Source organism: Streptococcus sp. KHUD_012 (assembly GCF_052588255.1).
On the sequence record NZ_CP159355.1, the window covers coordinates 1,665,784 to 1,686,395 of the forward strand.

Genomic DNA, 20,612 nt, shown 5'->3' on the forward strand with positions numbered 1-20,612 from the left:
GCAATTTGCTGTTTTTTTGTTATCCTTTCCGCACTCGCGTTAGAATACCATCAGGATCCTCAAAGGTAAAATCACTTCTGCTAAATAAATCTTGCTAGAATAGGCGTATGACCTATTCTTTCTTTTTGCTTGCAATGCCAAAGATTATAACTTAAATTTCATTAAATTGTCGAACTTTTATCATTTGAGTTAAAATCCTTGCTTTCTTATTGTATTTTATTTATAATCATTCTAAATAAGATAAAGGAGACATTGTATGACTGAAATGAAACATGGAGTAGATGAATCATTTAACGACCGCTTGAATATCTTGAGAGCCGCTGTTCTCGGGGCCAATGATGGGATTATTTCTATTGCTGGGGTGGTGATTGGGGTAGCCAGTGCTACACCAAACATCTGGATCATTTTCCTATCTGGCTTATCGGCGATTCTGGCAGGTGCCTTTTCGATGGCGGGCGGTGAGTATGTCTCTGTTTCCACACAAAAAGACACGGAAGAAGCTGCTGTGAACCGCGAACAAGCCTTGTTGGATCGTGATCCAAAGTTAGCAAGAGACTCTCTCTACAATGCTTATCTTCAAAATGGAGAATGCGAAACTTCCGCAAAGATTTTGACAGAGCGGGCCTTTCTGAAACATCCCCTCAAAGCCCTGGTCGAAGAGAAATATGGTATCGAATACGAGGAGTTTACCAATCCTTGGCATGCTGCTGCATCTAGCTTCCTTGCTTTTTCTGTTGGTTCCCTTCCTCCAATGCTCTCGATCATTCTCTTTCCAACTGCTTATCGTATTCCGGTGACGGTCTTCGTTGTTGGACTATCCTTGATCTTCACTGGCTATACCAGTGCAAAACTGGGAAAAGCTCCAACCAAGCAAGCCATGCTTCGCAACCTCATCATTGGCCTTCTCACCATGGGTGTGACATACTTCTTCGGACAACTCTTTAGTATCTAAAAAGCTGAGACTTCTGTCTCAGCTTTTCTTATGCTTCTAATAAGGCTTGTGCTTGTTTTTCCAGCCCTGCGACCGCTTCATCTGTCAAGACCAATTCACCTGTTTCCCAAGCTTCTGGGTTAACGGTTGTTCCAGTAAACTCTCCAACCACTTGAGTCCGAACGAAAGGCAAGAGCGCTTGGTAAGCCGCAAACATTGGTTCGTGTCCGGCATTGGCTACTGAAGAAACCGTTACGATCTTGTCTTGGAGGGCAGATGGGCCACGAGTTTCTGATAGGTCAAGGGCACGGCTCAGCCAATCGATCAAGTTTTTCACTACGCCTGGAATGGCAAAGTTGTAGACTGGTGAGAAAATCCAGATGGCATCTACAGCAAGAACTGCATCACGCGCTTCCTGCACAGCTGGCAGGGTTTGTGTTTCCAAATCTTGGTTCATCATTGGAATGTCCTTGTAGTCCAAGTAAGTCACCGTTGCTTTTCCTTCCAGAAGGCTTTCTGCTTTCTTAGCCATTTGGTGGTTAAAAGATCCTTGACGAAGAGATCCGACGATAAATAAAATGTTTTTCATAGATGTTCCTCTTTCTGTTGTAAGACTTTTTGTTACAATAGCTATTATACAGGATCATAATGTAATGTCAAGGATTACAACTCGGATATTTTAAACTTTTATTCCATTTCACTAAGGATGGGCCAAGAGGAATGAGAAAAAAGGTTGGACAAAAGTCTCCAACCTTCAATAAATCATAACTGTACAAATCTGTAGAGGATCAAGATCCAAAAATAACGAACTCCTGACGATCTTTACAATCCATTTTAGAACTACTTTTTTCTCAGCAAGGTAATTCTCGAAGTTTCATTGTTCCCAAAATTCTGTTCACGCTACTACTCCTCGTCAGACGAATCCGTAGCCAACATTTTTTTGATGGATTCGCTGGATAAATCCGTCATTTCAGCAATCATCTCGATACTCATCCCCTTCAAAGCCAGTTTCTGAATCAGAGACTGCTGACCAGCTTGAACTCCTAACTCCATGCCTTCTTGTCTGCCTTGTTCCAATCCCTGTTCAAGACCACGCTCGAGACCTTGTTCTAAACCTTGTTCAAGACCTTGTTCAAGACCTTGTTCGAGTCCCTGTTCGAGTCCCTGTTCAAGACCTTTTTTCAACCCTTTCTGAAAACCGGCTTCCAGTTGTTCTTTCCGAAAGGTATCCATGCTCATTTCCCAATTTTCTCTGATACGAATCCGTTCATCAATCATTTCTTTTTCCTCCCTTGTCCAATTTGATGGGATCAGGAGTGATTCTGCCTGCTCGATCACTTGATCTGGTTGATGACTGAATGGGCGATTGCCAAAAAATTCAAGCCATTGTCTCCAGTGAGCATTCAACTCCGTATCTCTACTTTCATTATACTTATCCAACTCTAAAAAGGCAACCTTTAACATATTGTGCGCTACTCCATCCTTTCGAGAGCTATAAAGAGGTGTCCCATCTACTGTATGGCGCATTTCATAGACATTGACAGGTGAATCTAAATGAGGAAAAATACTTCGCTCAAGGATAGCGATCCCATAGACCGGCTCCAGCTCCCGGTACATAGAATGGGTCGCCCCTTTCTTTCGCTTGCGTTGGACATTTTCTACTAGCTGATTGGCTAAATAATAGTGGAAACGATTCAGGAAATATTCTTGCTTCAAAACTTGAATCTCAATGATCACTTCAAGCCCACTATCTAGTCTTGCTCTCACATCAACGGATGTTTCAAACGGAAGATCTCCTAAAAACCCTTGCTCATGGATTTGGTCTCCTTCTAAAATCTCAACGGACTCTACTGGCAGATCCAATACTTCGCGGATAAACTTTGCTGTCACCTCCGGCAGGCTAAAAATCTTTTTTACCATTAAATCCAAGGTGGGCGATACATACTCGTGTCGTTTCTTCATAGCAACCTCCAATGATTTCGTGTAGGGAATCCCCTCACTTATACCATTCGAAAAAATTGCAGAAAAAAGGGAGTGGGAAAGAACTCTGACTAGTTAAAAAGAGTTCGTTTTCCCACCCCCGCACAAGTTGATTAGGTTATCTTTGGAGCTTAAAAAGCGAACAAAGATACCAATCAACCACTGCGTCATACTTTTATGCATATTATACATCGAAGGGTGAACAAATTGTGCCCAGCCCTCACTTTTATGCATGCTCCAAACCTTTTCGTGTATTTTCTTTGATGGTTTCGGCTGAATGGAGTAATTTTTCTTTTTCTTCTTCTGTCAAATGCAAATCCAATCGTTCAAGAATTCCTTTTCGACCTACGATCGCTGGATAGCCAAGATAGGTTCCATATTCTGGACGATAGTTAGACACTGGCATTTCCTCGTGGCTATCATTGATCACAGCTTCTGCTAAGCGTTGAGCTGCTGCAGCAATCCCAAAATTGGTATAGAATTTTCCAAAGAAGACTGTGTGGCCGCCGCGCAAGGACTCGTAGTTGATGGCGTCAAGCTCTTCTTGAGAGAAGAGATCGGTAATGGCGTGTCCTTTGACACGGACCTGACTCCAAGCGACAAATTGAGAATTTCCGTGCTCACCGAGGTTGTAACCTGATACACTAGCAGGAGAAACCTGCAAACGATCAGCGACTGCACGCTTCATCCGAGCTGTATCCAATAAAGTCCCTGTCCCAATCACCTGCTCTTTTGGAAGGCCAGTATATTGTTGATAGAGTTGAGTAACGGCATCGACCGGATTGGTCACTACCAATAAGACCCCGCTAAAACCAGAAGCCTTCAGATCACGCGCTACTTGCACCACTTGCTTACTGGTAAAGGGAAGCTCCGCAAAACGGTCATCAGTGTTATTAGCCTGCAACTCAATATTTCCAAGAGTCGACACCACGACATCCGCATCTTTTAAAGCCGCGTAGTCATTGACCGTGATATGAACCGGATACCCTGTATTGGCAACTGTATCACAGAAATCCAAGGCATCTGCCTTGACCTTTTTCTCATTGGTATCAATCAAGACCAAATGATCACAGGTGTGTTTCAAAATCATGCTGTGGGCCAAGGTCGCACCCACATGCCCCAAACCAATAATACCAATTTTTCTTGTCATCAGAATCCTCTTTTCTAGTATCGATCACACTGTTGGTGAGGATAGCTCTTTGTTGACTCTATTCTACCACAATTCTAGAAAGGCGGATTGAAAAAATGGGGAAATTTTCAAGTTTTTTCAAAAAGAAAAGAGGCAGTGCCTCTTTTAACGACTCAGGAAAGAAGAGTCTCAATTTCTTCAAGCGACAAATCCGTCATATCTGAGATAAGCTCAGGCGTCATTCCTCGTGAGACCATCTCACGAATCAATTGTAAACGAGCTTCATTTCGGCCTTGTTCCAATCCTTCTTCACGCGCTTCGTCCATAGCCGTCTCCAGGGTCATATCATAATTTTCTTGAATACGAATCCGCTCGTCTATCATGGTCCTCTCCTCCTTGGTCCAGCTAGATTTTATACTAACATAGAATTGATCTCTTCAAGCGATAAACCCGTCATATCTGAGATAAGCTCAGGTGTCATTCCTCGTGAGACCATTTTGCGGATTAACTGCAGACGTTCTTCATTACGACCTTGTTCCAGACCTTGTTCCAGACCTTCTTCTCGCGCTTCGTCAATAGCCGTCTCCAGGGTCATATCATAATTTTCTTGAATGCGAATACGCTCGTCTATCATGGTCTTCTCCTCCTTGGTCCAGCTAGATGAATCTAATAATGAATCTGCGTGAGCAACTGCCTGACTGGGAGCTTTTGTAAAGGGAAGATTCCCAAAAAACTCCAGCCACTGTCTGCCTGCATCTGTCAGATTCTCATCTTTATTATACTTGTCTAGCTCTAAAAAGGCAACCTGCAGAAGATTTTGGTTCTTGCCATTTTTATAATAGGCCTTGAGTTGCTTGCCAGAGTGGCTATTGGTCAGCCAGTATTTGTTGATGGCGGCCTCTTCGTCTAGTAAGAGCGACTTCTCCAAAATCGCAATTCCATAGACGGGCTCCATCTGCTCGTACATCTTATGTGTCTGTCCTTGCTGGCGCAGTTTTTGCACATTCTCCACCAGCTGATTAGCCAAATAGTAATGGAACCGATTTAAGAAATACTGCTGCTTGCGAATCTGGATCTCGATGATTACCTCGGTTCCATCATGGAGCTTGGCTCTCACATCCACCGCAGTGGAGAACAAGTCGTCCTCCTCATAGGCCATGCTATGGGGCTGGCTTCCCTCCACAATCTGAGCGTCTGCCACATCCAGCTCTAAAATGTCTCGAATAAACGCTGTCGTCACCTCCGGCAAACTAAAAATCTTCTTGGCCATGATGTCCAAGGTTGGTGATACATGCGCGTGTCTCTTTTGCATCCCTGCTCCTTTCCGAAAAAAATAGAGGGAAGGTCCCTCTACTTCTATAATTCGAAAAAAATTGGGAATAGTTAAACTTCTACTGTTTTTCTATCCGCTTATCAATAAGATCCTTAATTATTAAACCCTAACTTTGTTAATGTTGAATCGATCTTTCAATTAGGTTATTTTTCATATATTTACGATCAAATACCTGAATATACTTCTACTAATGTTTGTATCTTTTGTAAAACTTCTTGTTTCTTACGTTCACGAGCTCCTTGTCTACGAGTTGTCGGTGGAATAATCGAATCCAAGTCAGCTCCACTATTCTCAGCATAACCACGTTGGATAGAACGATCAATGAATAATTGATAATCTTTTACAAGATTTTCAGACTCTGCCAATTCACGAATAGCGATTGCTTTACGTTCTTTACCATAAGCATAGAATGCATTGATAATTTCATCATGGTCTTTCAGACTCGCTAAATCAGTATCATTGATAAAGCCAATCACCAACTCTTCCTTAGCACGAATATCAATACTTGAGCGGATGACACGGCTAACTTCAGCTTTCATTGCTTCTTTAGACTCAGAGTTCTTCGATTTTTCGACAATCAAAGCAAGTATATAGTCTAGATTAATCTCATCCGTTTTTAAGAGTTCAATCTCAAATTCAATATCTGAAAGGTCAACACCTAAATCTTTTGTTCTTTCATAGTTTTTAAGGTTTAAGAATTCATCTCGAATTTCCACGTAAGAACTTCTTAAATCTTGGAGATATCCTTCCGAGATAGGCTTATCGATTTCCTGAAACTCATCATAATTTCGGAGCACGTTATCAAGTTTCAGAAACTCACCAAATAACTTAACAAACTCTTTTTTATCATGTTCTGTTTCTATTTCTTGTGGATTAGGGAATCTTTCGAGAATTTCCTGACAGACTTCTGTATAACCTTTAACCTTGATACCCGTTATCTGATCCACGAAACCATCCATGTATTCGCTAAAACTTTTTTCTAAGATAATATCAAGTTTATTAGTATCCCCAAAGGTTTTAATAGCTTCTTGAGTAGCTTTTTCTAAATCACGGAAACATACGATATTTCCAAAAGGTTTAACCTTGTTAAAAATTCGATTGGTTCTAGAAAAAGCCTGAATCAAACCATGATAACGTAGGTTTTTATCGACAAAGAGAGTATTCATGGTCGGCGCATCAAAACCTGTCAAGAACATACCCACTACAATCAGCAAATCCACTTCCTTGGACTTAACTCGTTTAGAAAGGTCACGATAGTAATTTTGAAACTCTTTCCCATCAGTCGAAAAGTTGGTCTTGAACATTTGATTATAGTCATAGATTGCTTTAGAAAGAAACTCTTTAGATGAAAGAGGCATAGCTGTATCTTGAGGTTCTAGCTCTTCATCTTGAATTTCTCCATAAGCTGACTGTTCTTCGTTAGGCGCAAAGCTAAAGATAGTTGCGACCTTCAAACGCTTAGCTTCTGGTAATGCTGCTTGTTGTCGCTGAAGTTCTTCATAGTATAATTTCGCAGCTTCAATGCTTTGTACTGCCAGCATGGCATTAAATCCAGACAGTTGTTTTTGTTTATGAGTATAGTGTTGATTTCGGTGCGTCTTATCATTATAAACTCTCAACAGATACTCTGTGATGGTTGCAATCCGTTCTGGATGTAAAAGGAGTTCCTTCTCCATCTTTTTGAGTTTCTTTTCATCAAGCTCTCGGCCGACTGCCTTTTCCGCTTCTCTATACTTATTGATTTCAGGCTTGATATAGTTATAGTCAACCTTGAACTTCAGCACTTTTTTATCTCGAATAGCATCTGTGATAACGTAGTTATGAAGTTGCTCTCCAAAAACCTCTTGTGTTGTTTCTCCAGTCAAGCTATTTTCTGGAAAAATTGGGGTCCCTGTAAATCCAAATAAAGCATACTGCTTAAAGGCTTTTTTGATACGTTTTTGAGCCTTTCCAAACTGGGAACGGTGGCATTCATCAAAGATTAGAACACATTTTTTACTATAGATTTCATGGTTTGGATTTGCTGTTATAAATTTATTTAACTTTTGAATCGTTGTGACAACAATTCGATCATCATTTTCTTCAATACTACGTTGGAGTTCTTTTGTATTGTTGCTACCATTGACTGAATTCGGTTGGAATTTTTGATATTCCTTCATGGTTTGATAGTCTAGGTCTTTTCTATCAACCACAAAAATCACTTTGTCAATATAGTCCAACTCTGTTGCTAAACGAGCAGTCTTAAAACTAGTTAAAGTTTTCCCAGAACCAGTAGTGTGCCAGATATAGCCACAGGCATTGATCGTACCGAAATTCTTCATTTCATTTGTGGAATGAATCTTTCGTAAAATACTCTCTGTTGCTGCTATCTGATACGGGCGCATGATAAGTAATGTATTATCAGCATCAAAGACACAATACTTGGTTAAAACTTCTAAAAGAACTCGTTTGCTCAAAAAGGTAATGGTAAAGTCCTCCAGGTCGTGAATCGTTTTATTTTTTCGGTCTGCCCATTCACAGGTGAACTCATAATGATTTTTATTTTGAGCTGTCGTATTTGCAAAGTAGCGTGTATAAGTTCCATTAGAAATAACAAAGATCTGAATGTATTTGTATAAAGAATTTTCACTATTGAAACTTTCCTTACTATATCTATGGATCTGTTCAAAAGCTTGTTTAAGACTAACCCCTCGTCTCTTTAATTCAATCTGAACTAACGGCAGACCATTGACTAAAATCGTGACATCATAACGGTTAGTATGGCTACCCACTTGGGTCACTTGGTTAATGACCTGCATACTGTTGTTATGAATATTTTTCTTATCAAGGATGGAAATATTTTTAATACGTCCATCATCAAAGACAAAATCATAGATATAATTCTCTTGGATTTTTCGAGTTTTTTCAACTAACCCTTCATTGGGACAATCCAGATACTCTACTACAAAGCGATCCCACTCAGCAATCGTAAACGTTATCTTATTGAGTTTTTCTATTTGCACCTTGGCATTTGCTAAGAGTTCTTCAGGTGTATGAATATTTAAGCGTTCATAGTTGAGATGATTTACCAAATCAGAAATCAACTGATTTTCTAAATCAGCCTCTGACTGATACTCTCTATCCGTGCGATACTCTGGTTGATACTCAGCCAAGAGAATCCCTTCATTTGTTTCCGCAATTACTTCATGTATTTTTGAATAATCAACCATAGCATGCTTCCTTTTTTGTTTTAATTGAGATACTTTCTCAAAATGATTAAAGAGTTTATCTAGTAAAATTTAATAATTGTTCTCTCCAGTATTCATACTGTTTCTGTCTTAGTTCAATTTCCTTTGGAAGACCTTCAGAAAGAGAGTTGGTTAAAGCGTTGAAATTATCGAGAATGGAGACGATTTTTTCTTGTTCGATAAGGGATGGAATTACAATTTGAAATTTTTCCATATCCTTCGAATTTATACGAACAACTTTTGTCCCAGTCACTTTTCTTTCCTTTTGAGATTGAAACGAAATCGATCTTAACCAATAATTCAAGTACCGCGAATTTTGATTCGTACGAATGATATAACTATCTCCAGAAATTCCAATCTCTTCTTTTCCTTCCCAAACAATTGCTTTTCCAACATCTTCAACATTTTCAGATGTTGTTGCCATTATCAAATCATTTGGATAGGCTTTTTTTAACTTTTTAAACACCATTTCACTAGTTTTGGAGAAAGTGTGAACTACTGTAAAATCATATTTAGTGTAAATTTGTCCATAGTGGATAACAGATCTTCCAACTTGGGTAAAATCTTTCTTCTGAAGACCATTTCCTCTTACAAATTCACAAATACTACCCAACTCCACTCGAATTGGACCAAATACCCAGTTCAAGAGTCTAATGATGTCTTGTCTGTACTGTACTGTACTGTACTGTACTGTCAGTGTACACGCCTTCGGCGGTGAATGTCAAGAGTTTATCTCGAAAATATTCGTACTGTTTTTGACGTAGTTCAATCTCCTTGGGCAGTCCGATATTCAAGTCATTACAAACCGTATCAAAGTTGTCTAGAACTTGAACAATACGAGATTGGATTTCGAGGGATGGGACTGGGATTCTAAAATCTCTAATCAATTTTAAATTTAACCCTCCTCTAGTTCCTTCACCAGAAGAAATATCTCGAAACTTTTGATATTGTCCTTTTAAGTAATAATATAAATAATGACTATTTATATCATCATTTGAAACTATTGAACATAATGATTGATTAGTACACAATTCAACTTTTGTAATAGCCACTGTTCCTCTTGTTTTACCCTGCCCTGCTAAGGCAATAACAACTGTGTCTCTTGGTACCACTTTTGTACTACAACTATCATAACCTTCTTGAGTAATTTTTTTCTCTGTATCATAAACAAAACCTTTGTTTACTTCTCCAGAACTCATCCACGGAATAGTTCCATTTTCCCAATACGAAGAATTAGAAGTCCTGGGAGTAGCTCCCGCTAAACATTCCGCCACTTCCCCAAGTGTCTTCCACTCAACATGATAAGCCTCGTCTTCAAAAGATAACAGTTTATCTCGATAAAAAGAATATTGCTTTTTACGTGAGGTCAATTCTGAGGTCAATTCTGAGGTCAATTCTGTAACATATTCAGTCATCTTGTCAAGTATTTGCACGATTTTTTCTTGAATTTCTAGAGGAGGAATTGGGATTTTTATTTTTTTCATCTCAGTCATTGAAACACTTTTGACTGTCCCTCCTGCTTTTCTTCCTTCTATATCTTTTCTAACTCTTTCAGACTCAAAAATATACATCAAAAATTTAGAACATATTATCTCTTTTTTAGGTTTAATGGAGTATACTCCTTCTTTTATATTCCAATTTGTTGGAGCTTCTTCGATGATGGCAACATTTCCGATTGTACCAGTACCTGTAAAAAGAACATCACCACTTTCAAGATTAGATCTATTTTGACAAAGCATCAAACCTTCATTGTTTATTAAATCTGTTTTTTCAGATGGAACAATTTTATGTCCCCTTATCTCTCTTACAGTGATATAATAATTCGTAGCATCCGTAGGATTCAATTGAAAAAATTTCCGAGGATTCAAACCTGTTTTAATGGAATGTACAACTTCCCCCAACTCTTTCCACTCAACGGGACAGTTTTGGATTTCTTCAAGAATATTCATTTTTCTCCTCTCTTTTATATAAAAATAGCCCTAGCAGTCACTATAAGGCTACTGAGCTAATAAATCTGAAAATTCTTCTTTCTGCGACCAAGGCAATAACTGTATATCGCTAACTTTCGAGGCTTGTATCGCCTTAGATGCAACTTTATTTTCCAAATCATTATAAATAAGAATTTTTTTCGAAACTTGTTGAATATCTCGATTGCTAGCTATATCTTGATAAATATAGTTAACTCTTGCCAAACTATTATAATCAAACCGATTGACAATTTGGACCCAAATTTCAGGACGATTTTTTCTAGCTCCTAAAACATAATCAACCTGATAATCAATTCCTGAAAATCCTGTCAATCGAACGTTTGGCATACCACCGAAATCTTTTTCATAAAAATAATCTTGTACTTCCTCGGTAAAGAGACTTGTAACGTTAGAACGATGAGTATTCAGCAAATCATAAAGACGTATAATTGTTTCAATCATTTTATGTTTCGCTTTTGGAAAATTCTTTGCTTCACATTCGATATATACAATATCTTCATCCAACTTTGATCCAAATTGCCTCAATACATTGGTTATAATACGTTGTCTTGTTTCTTTCGTAATATCGAGACCTGCCATGGTCAATTCATTAAAAGTTTCACCATCATCTGAAATTCTTAGTAAATCATTAGGTTTTTCTTCTAGATACAGCCTCACTCGATCATTTAAATGATTTACATAAGGGGTTACAATTTCAGAGTACCCATCAAAATCCTTTACAAGTAGTTTTTCACGATACCACTTCACATAGTCATCAATCAGTTTCAAACTATCCATAGTAACCTCCTTTTAAGCTATAGTAATGGGATTGCTACATTATCATAGTTCACATTTGTATAGTCCAAGAAATAAATCAAACTATCCAAAAGTTCATTTGCTAAGTCCACTTCTAAATCTCTCAACCCAATAGCAATTCGTCCATAATCATGTTCTTCATCAAATATATGAACATGCGGTGTATCTACATCATCATGAGGAGCCCCATTGCAATCTAGGCGAACCAAAACACCTTTGAGAGTATGCGACATCAATTGATAAGTAAGGTTCTGCTGATTCAAATGACCTTTTCTATTGATAATCAATTCAAATTTTTCATTTTTATCTGAAATACAATAAAGTCGATATTTCCGCTGTTTTCCCACATCAGGAAATTGTATAGTTTTCTGTTCTAACAATTTAATACAATTCAACAATTCTTGAAAACAATTTGATTCCATTAGTTCTACTTCAATGAAAAAAGCTTATAGCAGAATTCTATAAGCCCACTCCTTATACCTATTCGCCTTATCACATCCAAGAGAGGTGGGCGGCCCTATTTATTCCATTATACCTTTTTTAGCAGATAATTCAAGGTTTTTTACTTTTTAAAAATTATTTTCAATGTAGCGCACACGATAACCAATTGCGAAATCATGTCGAGATTATAGTAGACAACATTTCGCTGAACACTTCTACTGCCCTCATTTTGAACTGTCAACTTATAGTTGACAGTTGCCTCCTCCGATTATTCACCATCTTCAAAGATTACCTTGATATGCTTACTAATGTTTTGCTTGGAAGTTTGAAAGAGCTCAGCTAGTTCCTGTTGGGTCAGCTAGAAAGTTCCATTATCCAAAAGTAGCTCAATAGCTGACTCACCATCATCTGTTCTATAGAGAATTACATCATTTGTCATTGCTTAGCTCCTCTACAATTTTATATATCTCTGCCCGTAAGTAGTCAATCTTAGCAACAGTCTCAGCGATTTCTTTATTGAGCTCATCAATATCAATCTTCTCACGTGTATCTTCTTGTTCGACATAGGTTGAGACAGAAAGATTGTAATCCTGCTCTAAACCAATCACTTGATTATCAACGAGAGTTGCTTTATAGTCTACACTTTGATAATTAGTGAATAATTCAACGATATGGTCGATATTATCATCCGTCAAGACATTGTTATTGGTCTCTTTTTTGAACTCCTTACTCGCATCGATAAAGAGTGTTTTATTTTCTAGTTTATTCTTCGCCAACACTAAAATCGTGGTTGCGATAGAGGTTCCAAAGAAGAGATTATCAGGCAGAGCAATCACTGCTTCAACAAAGTTATTATCTACTAGATACTGACGAATGGTCTTCTCAGCACCACCACGATAGAAAATACCTGGGAAACAAACAATGGCTGCTCGACCTTTGTTAGACAAGTGGTTGAGACTATGCATGATAAAGGCAAAGTCAGCTTTTGACTTAGGAGCCAGTTTACCAGCTGGCGCAAAACGGTCATCGTTTATGAGAGTTGGGTCTCCATCTCCCACCCATTTGACTGAGTATGGAGGGTTAGAAACTATAGCATCAAAAGGTTTTTCATCCAAATGCTGCGGATTTAAAAGGGTATCTCCTCGCTTAATATCAAAGTTGTTGTAGTTGATATTATGTAAGAACATATTCATACGAGCCAAGTTATAGTTGGTCATATTGATTTCTTGACCAAAGAAACCATCCTCCAAGATATGGTCTTCGTATTGTTTTTTCATCTGAAGCAAGAGCGAACCCGAACCACATGTTGGGTCGTAGACTTTGTTAATCTTGTCCTTACCAACCATTACCAAACGAGCTAGTAATTTAGAAACTGTCTGAGGTGTGAAAAATTCACCTCCGCTTTTTCCTGCATTGCTCGCATAGTTGGAAATTAAGAACTCATAGGCATCCCCAAAAGCATCAATATCATTTTCCTCAAAGTTGCCAAAGTTAATGCTATTGATACCATTGAGGATATCAGAAAGGCGTTTATTTTTTTCTGGAACAGTGCCACCAAGGATGTTGCTTCGTGTGTCCAAGTTATCAAATAAGCCTTTGATATCATCCTCTGACTTGAAGCCAATCGCCGATTTTTCAATGTCTTGGAAAATATTGGCTAAATCTTCGTTTAAATTTTTATTTTGTGACGCGTTCTTGACGACATTTTCAAATAATTGACTTGGAAGAATAAAGAAACCTTTATCCTCAACTGTCCCTGGTTTGAAATCTTGCTCAGCTTCTTGGTCACTCAAATCAGCATAACGGAATTCTAAATCCCCAGCCTCATGCTCAGCACGGTCAAAATAGTCAGCCATATGCTCAGAAATAAAGCGATAAAATAGTATTCCCAGTATGTACTGCTTGAAATCCCAACCGTCTACAGCCCCACGAACGTCATCGGCAATCGCCCAAATTTTACGGTGAAGTTCCTTGCGCTCTGCACTTTCTTTATTTGCCATTTTTACTTTCCTTAATTAATCTATTATCCTTTCTATTTTATCATATTTATCAAATTATAATAAAAACCATTCGCATTAATTGGATTACGAATGGTTTAGCTTACATTTTTACTTAATCTTAGATGGGACGCCTAAACCAATGATTAATCTAATTGAATCCCTTTTTCTGCTAAATTCTCCAGGCATTCTTGGAGGTAGGTGTCCTGATGCTCGGGATAGATAGGGGTGCTCAAGGCTTCTTCTTCCAGCTCTGGGTAGGCTGGGCAGGTTTTGCCTCGGTAGGTCGGCTCCCACCACTCTGGGCTGACCTTGTAGCCACGAGCCGTCATCTCCTCCATGATCAGGCAGTGATAGGCATAGAGGCGATAAGGCGAGTATTCAAAGACATAGTTGACCGTCGCGTGCTTCTTGCCCCAGTCATTGCCTCGAAGGGCGCAGCATTCCCGGTGTTGACCCAGGAGCTGAGGACGAGGGAGTTTGGGAATCAAGTCTTGGTGCCAGAGTCTCATCTATTGACCTCCTAGTAGCGTCGAGTCTTGTAAGTAGCGATTCGGGTAGTGCTCCAATAGCGTCTGGATTCCCTTGATGAGATCCTCTTGGCTAGCTTGGCCATGCTGGTACTTCTCAAGTAGCAACATAAAGTCCGCCTTTTCCTCTGCAGTCGCCTGCTTTTTGAAATAGCCCCAAATATGCTGAAAGGCATTGGAGACTTGGCCACGATTTTCCGGCAGGGCTAGCGCTTGCTGGATTAGGTCCTCGACGTGGCTGACCTCCACCTGGTCTCGCTTGAGGTATTCCCGGATTTCCTTGTAGATATTACTCGAACGACTGAGCACCAGGTATTTATTTTTCGCCCATAGGACTTGGCAGTGATGTTTTTGATCCACTCGTGTCTCCTTTTGATCTTCTCGGTTAATAGTCCTCCCATTATACCATGGAAATGAGTGAAGTTATAAAAAAGAGGCTGGGACAAAAGTCCTGGCCTCTCAATTGTCTTTAGATTGTCGAGCAAGACGCAGTGGTTGAGTGGGCTCTACTACGCTGATTTCATCAGCTTTTAAAGCCCTACTCAACTGTGCGGAGGTGGGACAACGAAATCGAATTCTAACGAATTACCAATTTCTGTCCCACTCTCTCTTTCATTGATTACAAGGCTGTGATGGCTGTGATCAAACCAAAGATGATCCCTGGTGCATTGGCTGCAGCAAGTGGAATATCGCGTTCTTTTTTGAAGAGTCCGTAGTAAACCCAAAGGCTACAGTTGATGGCTGCAACAAGGGGTTGAATAAAGTTCCCTTTGTGACCAGCGAGGTTATCCATGATTTGTGGGAAGTAAGACACATACATCATAACAGACATAAAGGTCGCAACCCAACCAAGAATTTTCATTTGTTTTTCATTCATTTTGAAACTACCATTTCCTTTTCTTTTTTTAAGTATGCACTATTCTACCTTTTGTCCTTTACAAATTCAAGTCTTTTTTTCAAATGTTACCGAACTGTAAAGTGTCACAATCTTGTGATTTTGCAGGAAGATGGATTTCTTTTCGAGAGAGTCTTCTCTCTAGTTTCCATTTTTGACACATTGTCTAATTTTGTGCGAATGTAATCACTTTCATCTTGCATAGCATGCAAATTAATTGCATTTTCTTCCTACTTATGCTATTTTAATACACAGAGGTAAAATTTTATGAATAAACAAAAAATCAACCAAATCGTTGGCTCGATCGGTGCCTTTATTGGGATTATCGTTTTCATTGCCTACATCCCACAAATTATTGCTAATTTACAGGGAAATAAGGCCCAACCTTTCCAACCCTTGTCAGCTGCTATTTCTTGCTTGATCTGGGTCATTTATGGTTGGACAAAGGAACCTAAAAAAGACTGGATTTTGATCATTCCAAATTCAGCAGGTGTCATCCTAGGGGGATTGACTTTCCTTACATCACTTTAATAGAAATCGATCAAAGACTGAACTCGACTGGTTCAGTCTTTTTTGTGTATCCCTTTGAACACCAATTGACAATAGCGATCGGACTTTACAATAAAAAGCCCGCTATAAGCGGGCTTCTCTTTTCCTAAATCTGCACAATCTTACGATAGCTCCGAGAGGTGATCCAAAAGACGATTAGGTAGGTGATGAGAAAGACGGCACAGACACTGAGGGTCACGATGAGGACTTGGCCACTATTGATGACACCGAGCACTTTGAGAATGAGGCGGATCATATGGTAGGCAAAAGCCAGGTGGATAAAGGCAAAGATGAGAGGGAGGAAGAAGACGGTCCGCACTTGACGGTTGATGGTCCGTTTGACCTCGTGTTCATCAAGCCCCACCTGTTGGAGAATGACAAAGCGGTCACGGTCTTCATAGCCTTCTGAGATTTGCTTGTAGTAGATGACAATGACCGTTCCGACCATAAAGATCAATGACAAGAAAATACCGATAAAGAAGATGCCACCAAAGAGGCTATTCAACTCTGCCACATCATTGGCACGGTTCCCCCATAGACAAATGTTCCTTGAGCCTGTTGGCTGCTCAATTCATCAATCATCTTGTCATAGCTGGCTGCCAGCTTGAGTTGCTGGTCTTCGTCAACATTGACATTGAAGCCACCGTAAATATTGGTATTGATGGCAAGATCCGGAAACTGAGCGACAAAGGCTGAAAGGTCTGGCACGACTAGGTAATTGAAATCCTCCGTCAGCATATTAAACTGATTTGGAACATGATCGGTGATAAAATCCTTGCTCACTTCTTCCTTGACTTGGAAGTCTTGCCCATTGATGGTGAACTGCTTTTGCCCTATCAGAGCCTTGTTATGAGCAAAGAGGATGACTTGGTTGCCGGTCAGATCAACGTGTTCTCCTGTCATTTGTTCATAACTAGCTGCATCAAAGACCATAAAGACGGTTTTAGGAGTGACGCTGCGTTCATCAGCCGGATAGACGGTGAAATCCGTGCCCTTTTGTGATTTGACCCCAAAGTTGGCGTAGGTCATCAGATCGCGATTCTTGATCTCAAGCTGGTGCTCAGAAGCAAATTCATCAAATTTCTGATTAATCTGCTCCAGGTCTACCCCTTTTCCTTGGACTGAGAAATCATGAGGAGCCATGATTTTCTTGACCATTTCGCTACCGACATAGATGTTGGTGGCAGCAGAGATCGTCACCAATACCATGGTCGAGAGGATGGCAATAGTCGCAAGGCCCACTGCATTTTTCTTCATGCGATAGATGAGGTTAGAGACCGAGATCATATTGTTAGGTTGGTAATAATAGTTCTTCTTTTTCTTAAGAAGATGCAAGAAGACGGTGATCCCAGCATTAAAGAGCAGATAGGTCCCAATCATGACCAAGATAACGGCTAGAAAGAAGGTCACAAGCGCAATAATGGGGTCTTTGACAGACACAGCTAGGTAGTAGCCAAGACCGAGAGAGACTAGGCCCAGGATGGTTTGGGGCCACAAAAAGCGAGCTTTCTTTTCGCCACTAGCCTTCTCACGCGTCAACTGCAGGGCATTCAAACGGAGAATGCGCCAAGCATTGAGAAAAACTAAGAGGCCAAAGATGAGACCAAAGGTGACAAAGACCAAGACCACAATCCCAGGTTGGAAGGTGGATACTAGCTGAACCTTCATCTTCATGAGTTTCAAGAGAAAGGCAAAGATCAGTTTGTCAAAGAGAGCCCCGATCAAGACACCGGCTGAGACAGTTACAAAGCCAAAAATCAATAGTTCCTTGAAGATCATGCTGATGAGATGCTGTTTCTCAAGGCCAAGCATGCTGTAGATTCCCAGCTCTTTGGAGCGGTTTTTCATGACAAAGCTATTGGCATAGAGCACGATGATAGCTCCTGCGGCATTGACCACGAAGAACCCCAAGCTGAGAGTGAACACTATGGAAGAGCCCCCTCGAAGCTCGGAAATACGGGGATTAAAGGTCAGGGAGTCAAAGAGGTAAGCGATGGTCACTGCGAGAATGACCGCAATCGCAAAGGGATAATAGAGCTTGCGGTTCTTAATCAGATTGGAGCAAGCTAATTTAGTGGTTAATCGAAACATCTACTCCACCTCACTTGCCATGATCGTCAGAGTATCCGAGATTTCTTGGAACATCTGACGCTCCGTTTTTTCCCCGCGGAAGATCTGGTTGTAAAGAATCCCGTCCTTGATGAAGAGCACGCGCTTGGCACGCGCTGCCGCTGCGGTTGAGTGGGTCACCATGAGAATGGTTTGGCCCATGGTATTGATATCTTCAAAGACATCCAGCAAAGCAGCTGAAGACTTGGAATCCAGCGCCCCTGTTGGCTCATCGGCAAGAAGGATTTCTGGCGAGGTGATGATAGCCCGTGCTACGGCTACCCGTTGTTTTTGCCCACCAGAGATTTCGTAAGGGTATTTTTCAAGAAGTTGGTGAATGCCCAACTCCCGACTCACGCTCTCGACCTTGCTCATCATTTCCTTGACCGGTCTGCGAGAAAGGACCAGTGGCAAGAGGATATTATCCTTGACAGACAAGGTATCGAGCAGGTTGAAGTCTTGAAAGACAAAGCCTAGTTTTTCCCGACGGAAGCTCGACGCATCCTTGTTCTTGATGGTGGAGGTATCGGTGCCATTGAGGTAGACCCGTCCTTCGGTCGGCTGGTCCAGCATGGCTAGGATATTGAGAAGGGTCGATTTCCCGGATCCTGATTCCCCCATGATAGCCACGTACTCACCCTTTTCCACGGTGAAGTGGATATCCTTTAAGGCTTCAACCTGCGTTCCTTGAAAGCGGGTTTTGTAGATCTTTTTGATATGTTGAACATCTAGTAATGACATGCTTTTCTCCTTTTACTAGTAGATCAAGAAAAATTCTTGGGTTTGTTGCAGGACTTGGAGACCAAATTCCGTCTTTTCCAGATCGGTTTGGTTATTTGGTTTCTCAGTCTTTTTGGGTTGTTTCATCCATTTCAAGAGTTTCATTTTCTTGACCTCCTTCATTTGATGAGACTATTGTATAAAAAATAAAAGGCGGCTACCATAACCTAACCTTTCATTTTGACCTTTATTTCTTACATTTTTGTAAGATGGGGAAAATTAATCCATGACCAACTTCTTCTCTTCAAAGCGAATGGCAACGGTCGTGCCTTGGCCGACCTCTGAATGGAGGGTGATCCTGTGGCCCAATTGCTCTGCGATTTTCTTAGATAGATAGAGCCCCAGCCCTGAAGATTGCTGGGTCAGGTGGCCATTGTAGCCGGAGAAGCCCCGCTCAAAGACGCGAAGGACATCGCTATTTTTGATCCCAATCCCGCTATCTTTTATATAGAGAGTCTGGTCTTTAAAATAGATTTCAATCCCACCTGTGCTGGTGTACTTGAGGCTATTGGACAAGAGCTGCTCGATGATGACAAGGAGCCACTTGCGATCGGTGATGACCTCCTCTTCCAAATCATGTAGGTCCACTGCCAAGTTCTTTTGGATAAAAAAGAGGGCATACTTGCGGACCACTTCCTTGACCAAATCTTCAACCGACACGCGCTTTAAGACCAGATCATCATGAAAACTCTCCAGTCGCAGGTACTGCAAAACCAGATTGGCATAGGAATCAATCTTAAAGAGCTCCTGCTCCATCTGCTGCTTGACAATGGGTGTCTCGACATCTTGCACCAAGAGCTGGCTGGCCGCAATAGGCGTCTTAATCTGGTGAACCCAGAGGGTATAGTAGTCCATCAGGTCGTTGAACTTGGCCTGGGCTGTCTTCCCTTCCTCCAAGCGCGCCTGCTGTTCTTCCGTGTATTTTTCATAAAGGAGGTGTTCCAGAGGTGAGGCAACCTCAACTTCCTCATAAAGTGCGGCTTTGCGGTAGTCTTGAAAGGTCATAGCGAAATCCCAGATCAAGACACAGAGGGCAAAAAAGCCTAGCACTAGGGTCGCATAGAGGAAAACTGTCCCTGTCTCTGGAAAGAGATAGGCAAAAACCAAATCGACGATTAAAAAAATGACCACTAGATAGAGCAAGCGCCTGCGGGATACCACATACTGCCAAAAGATGTTTCCAAATTTATTCATGGACCAACCCGTAACCGATGCCTTTCTTGGTTTCGATGAAGTTTGACAAGCCAGCCTCTTCTAGTTTCTTACGAAGGCGGGCCACATTGACAGACAAGGTATTGTCATCAATAAAGAAGTCGCTATTCCAGAGCTCCTTCATCATGTCATCACGCGCCACGATACTGCCTGCATGCTCAAAGAGGACACGCAGGATCTGAAATTCATTCTTGGTCAGCTTGATGACTTCCCCTTCATACACCAAGTCCGTAGACTTGAGATTTAGGATGGCTCCCCGGTGCTCCAGCAGATTTTGATCTGTCCCAAATTCGTAGGAACGGCGCAAGAGTCCTTGAACCTTGGCAAGGAGGACATTTTGGTCAAAAGGCTTGGTGACAAAGTCGTCTCCACCCATATTGATGGCCATGACAATATCCATGGCTTGATCCCGTGAAGAAAGAAACATGATCGGAACCTTTGAAACCTTGCGAATCTCTTGGCACCAGTGGTAACCATTGTAGAGAGGTAGGCCAATATCCATGAGAATCAAGTGGGGGTCACTTTCGACAAAGATCCCGAGGACATCCATAAAGTCCTCTACTGCGACCACTTCATAGCCCCATTGTTCCAATAATTGTTTGACTTGTTGGCGGATAATTTCATCGTCTTCTACTAAGAGAATTTTATGCATGGCTTTCTTTCCTTCTTTTTTTCTTCTTCCTATTATAACAGATTAAACAGCAGAGAAAAAGGCT

Annotated in this window: 20 protein-coding genes and 2 pseudogenes; 2 read left to right on the forward strand and 20 right to left on the reverse strand. The window is 40.7% G+C overall.

The genetic code is table 11. The annotated features are described in order from the left end of the window. Positions 1 to 256: 256 nt before the first annotated feature. Complete coding sequence (locus ABVF55_RS08025) at positions 257 to 952, forward strand: VIT1/CCC1 transporter family protein (RefSeq protein ID WP_021152818.1); 696 nt, start codon at positions 257 to 259, stop codon at positions 950 to 952. Positions 953 to 980: 28 nt separating this feature from the next. Here the strand turns inward: ABVF55_RS08025 and ABVF55_RS08030 are convergent, their stop codons facing one another. The 15 genes and pseudogenes from ABVF55_RS08030 to ABVF55_RS08100 form a co-directional block, all read right to left on the reverse strand. Then, a complete protein-coding gene (locus ABVF55_RS08030; protein ID WP_445285192.1) occupies positions 981 to 1,520 on the reverse strand; it encodes an NADPH-dependent FMN reductase in 540 nt (179 codons plus the stop codon). A 314-nt stretch (positions 1,521 to 1,834) separates the two neighbouring features. After that, positions 1,835 to 2,893 (reverse strand): Rpn family recombination-promoting nuclease/putative transposase, encoded by a 1,059-nt coding sequence (locus ABVF55_RS08035; RefSeq protein WP_445285193.1) that lies wholly within the window; start codon positions 2,891 to 2,893, stop codon positions 1,835 to 1,837. A 244-nt stretch (positions 2,894 to 3,137) separates the two neighbouring features. Next, complete coding sequence (locus tag ABVF55_RS08040; RefSeq protein WP_013903259.1) at positions 3,138 to 4,061, reverse strand: L-lactate dehydrogenase; 924 nt, start codon at positions 4,059 to 4,061, stop codon at positions 3,138 to 3,140. Positions 4,062 to 4,213: 152 nt separating this feature from the next. Beyond that, on the reverse strand, positions 4,214 to 4,423 hold the full coding sequence (locus tag ABVF55_RS08045; RefSeq protein ID WP_445285194.1) for a transposase: 210 nt from the start codon (positions 4,421 to 4,423) through the stop codon (positions 4,214 to 4,216). Between the two features lie 29 nt (positions 4,424 to 4,452). Then, entirely contained in the window at positions 4,453 to 5,352 is a 900-nt protein-coding gene (locus tag ABVF55_RS08050) for an Rpn family recombination-promoting nuclease/putative transposase (RefSeq protein WP_445285195.1), read from the reverse strand. A 185-nt stretch (positions 5,353 to 5,537) separates the two neighbouring features. After that, positions 5,538 to 8,582 (reverse strand): type I restriction endonuclease subunit R, encoded by a 3,045-nt coding sequence (locus tag ABVF55_RS08055; RefSeq protein WP_445285196.1) that lies wholly within the window; start codon positions 8,580 to 8,582, stop codon positions 5,538 to 5,540. A 55-nt stretch (positions 8,583 to 8,637) separates the two neighbouring features. Beyond that, positions 8,638 to 9,246, reverse strand: a complete 609-nt coding sequence (locus ABVF55_RS08060; protein ID WP_445285197.1) for a restriction endonuclease subunit S — start codon at positions 9,244 to 9,246, stop codon at positions 8,638 to 8,640. 4 nt (positions 9,247 to 9,250) lie between these two features. After that, positions 9,251 to 10,549: a restriction endonuclease subunit S gene (locus ABVF55_RS08065; protein ID WP_445285198.1), complete on the reverse strand. Its 1,299-nt coding sequence runs from the start codon at positions 10,547 to 10,549 to the stop codon at positions 9,251 to 9,253. Positions 10,550 to 10,597: 48 nt separating this feature from the next. Next, a complete protein-coding gene (locus ABVF55_RS08070; protein WP_445285199.1) occupies positions 10,598 to 11,365 on the reverse strand; it encodes a DUF1828 domain-containing protein in 768 nt (255 codons plus the stop codon). A 17-nt stretch (positions 11,366 to 11,382) separates the two neighbouring features. After that, complete coding sequence (locus ABVF55_RS08075) at positions 11,383 to 11,805, reverse strand: DUF6978 family protein (protein ID WP_445285200.1); 423 nt, start codon at positions 11,803 to 11,805, stop codon at positions 11,383 to 11,385. Between the two features lie 168 nt (positions 11,806 to 11,973). Continuing rightward, positions 11,974 to 12,263: pseudogene (locus ABVF55_RS08080) on the reverse strand (cell filamentation protein Fic); the annotation flags it as partial. Then, complete coding sequence (locus ABVF55_RS08085; RefSeq protein WP_445285201.1) at positions 12,253 to 13,824, reverse strand: type I restriction-modification system subunit M; 1,572 nt, start codon at positions 13,822 to 13,824, stop codon at positions 12,253 to 12,255. The pseudogene ABVF55_RS08080 and the gene ABVF55_RS08085, both read right to left, overlap by 11 nt. A 143-nt stretch (positions 13,825 to 13,967) precedes the next feature. Continuing rightward, positions 13,968 to 14,333, reverse strand: a complete 366-nt coding sequence (locus ABVF55_RS08090) for a TIGR02328 family protein (protein WP_445285202.1) — start codon at positions 14,331 to 14,333, stop codon at positions 13,968 to 13,970. After that, a complete protein-coding gene (locus tag ABVF55_RS08095; RefSeq protein WP_445285203.1) occupies positions 14,334 to 14,711 on the reverse strand; it encodes a YbgA family protein in 378 nt (125 codons plus the stop codon). Positions 14,712 to 14,970: 259 nt separating this feature from the next. Further along, on the reverse strand, positions 14,971 to 15,228 hold the full coding sequence (locus ABVF55_RS08100) for a SemiSWEET family transporter (protein ID WP_003011864.1): 258 nt from the start codon (positions 15,226 to 15,228) through the stop codon (positions 14,971 to 14,973). 285 nt (positions 15,229 to 15,513) lie between these two features. Between ABVF55_RS08100 and ABVF55_RS08105 the strand changes: the two genes are divergently transcribed. Then, complete coding sequence (locus ABVF55_RS08105; protein ID WP_003012241.1) at positions 15,514 to 15,777, forward strand: SemiSWEET family transporter; 264 nt, start codon at positions 15,514 to 15,516, stop codon at positions 15,775 to 15,777. A gap of 124 nt (positions 15,778 to 15,901) precedes the next feature. Here the strand turns inward: ABVF55_RS08105 and ABVF55_RS08110 are convergent. The 5 genes and pseudogenes from ABVF55_RS08110 to ABVF55_RS08130 all read right to left on the reverse strand — a co-directional run bounded on the left by ABVF55_RS08110 (position 15,902) and on the right by ABVF55_RS08130 (position 20,548). After that, a pseudogene (locus tag ABVF55_RS08110) lies at positions 15,902 to 17,886 on the reverse strand (FtsX-like permease family protein). Beyond that, positions 17,887 to 18,645 carry an ABC transporter ATP-binding protein gene (locus ABVF55_RS08115; protein ID WP_195915394.1) on the reverse strand — a complete coding sequence of 253 codons (759 nt, stop codon included), beginning with the start codon at positions 18,643 to 18,645 and terminating at the stop codon, positions 17,887 to 17,889. It lies immediately after the preceding pseudogene. A gap of 15 nt (positions 18,646 to 18,660) precedes the next feature. After that, positions 18,661 to 18,789 (reverse strand): hypothetical protein, encoded by a 129-nt coding sequence (locus ABVF55_RS08120; protein WP_260314290.1) that lies wholly within the window; start codon positions 18,787 to 18,789, stop codon positions 18,661 to 18,663. Between the two features lie 114 nt (positions 18,790 to 18,903). Next, positions 18,904 to 19,878 (reverse strand): sensor histidine kinase, encoded by a 975-nt coding sequence (locus ABVF55_RS08125; RefSeq protein WP_247913874.1) that lies wholly within the window; start codon positions 19,876 to 19,878, stop codon positions 18,904 to 18,906. Continuing rightward, a complete protein-coding gene (locus ABVF55_RS08130; RefSeq protein WP_045759189.1) occupies positions 19,871 to 20,548 on the reverse strand; it encodes a response regulator transcription factor in 678 nt (225 codons plus the stop codon). Before ABVF55_RS08130 ends, ABVF55_RS08125 begins: the two co-directional genes overlap by 8 nt. Between the last annotated feature and the right edge of the window lie 64 nt (positions 20,549 to 20,612).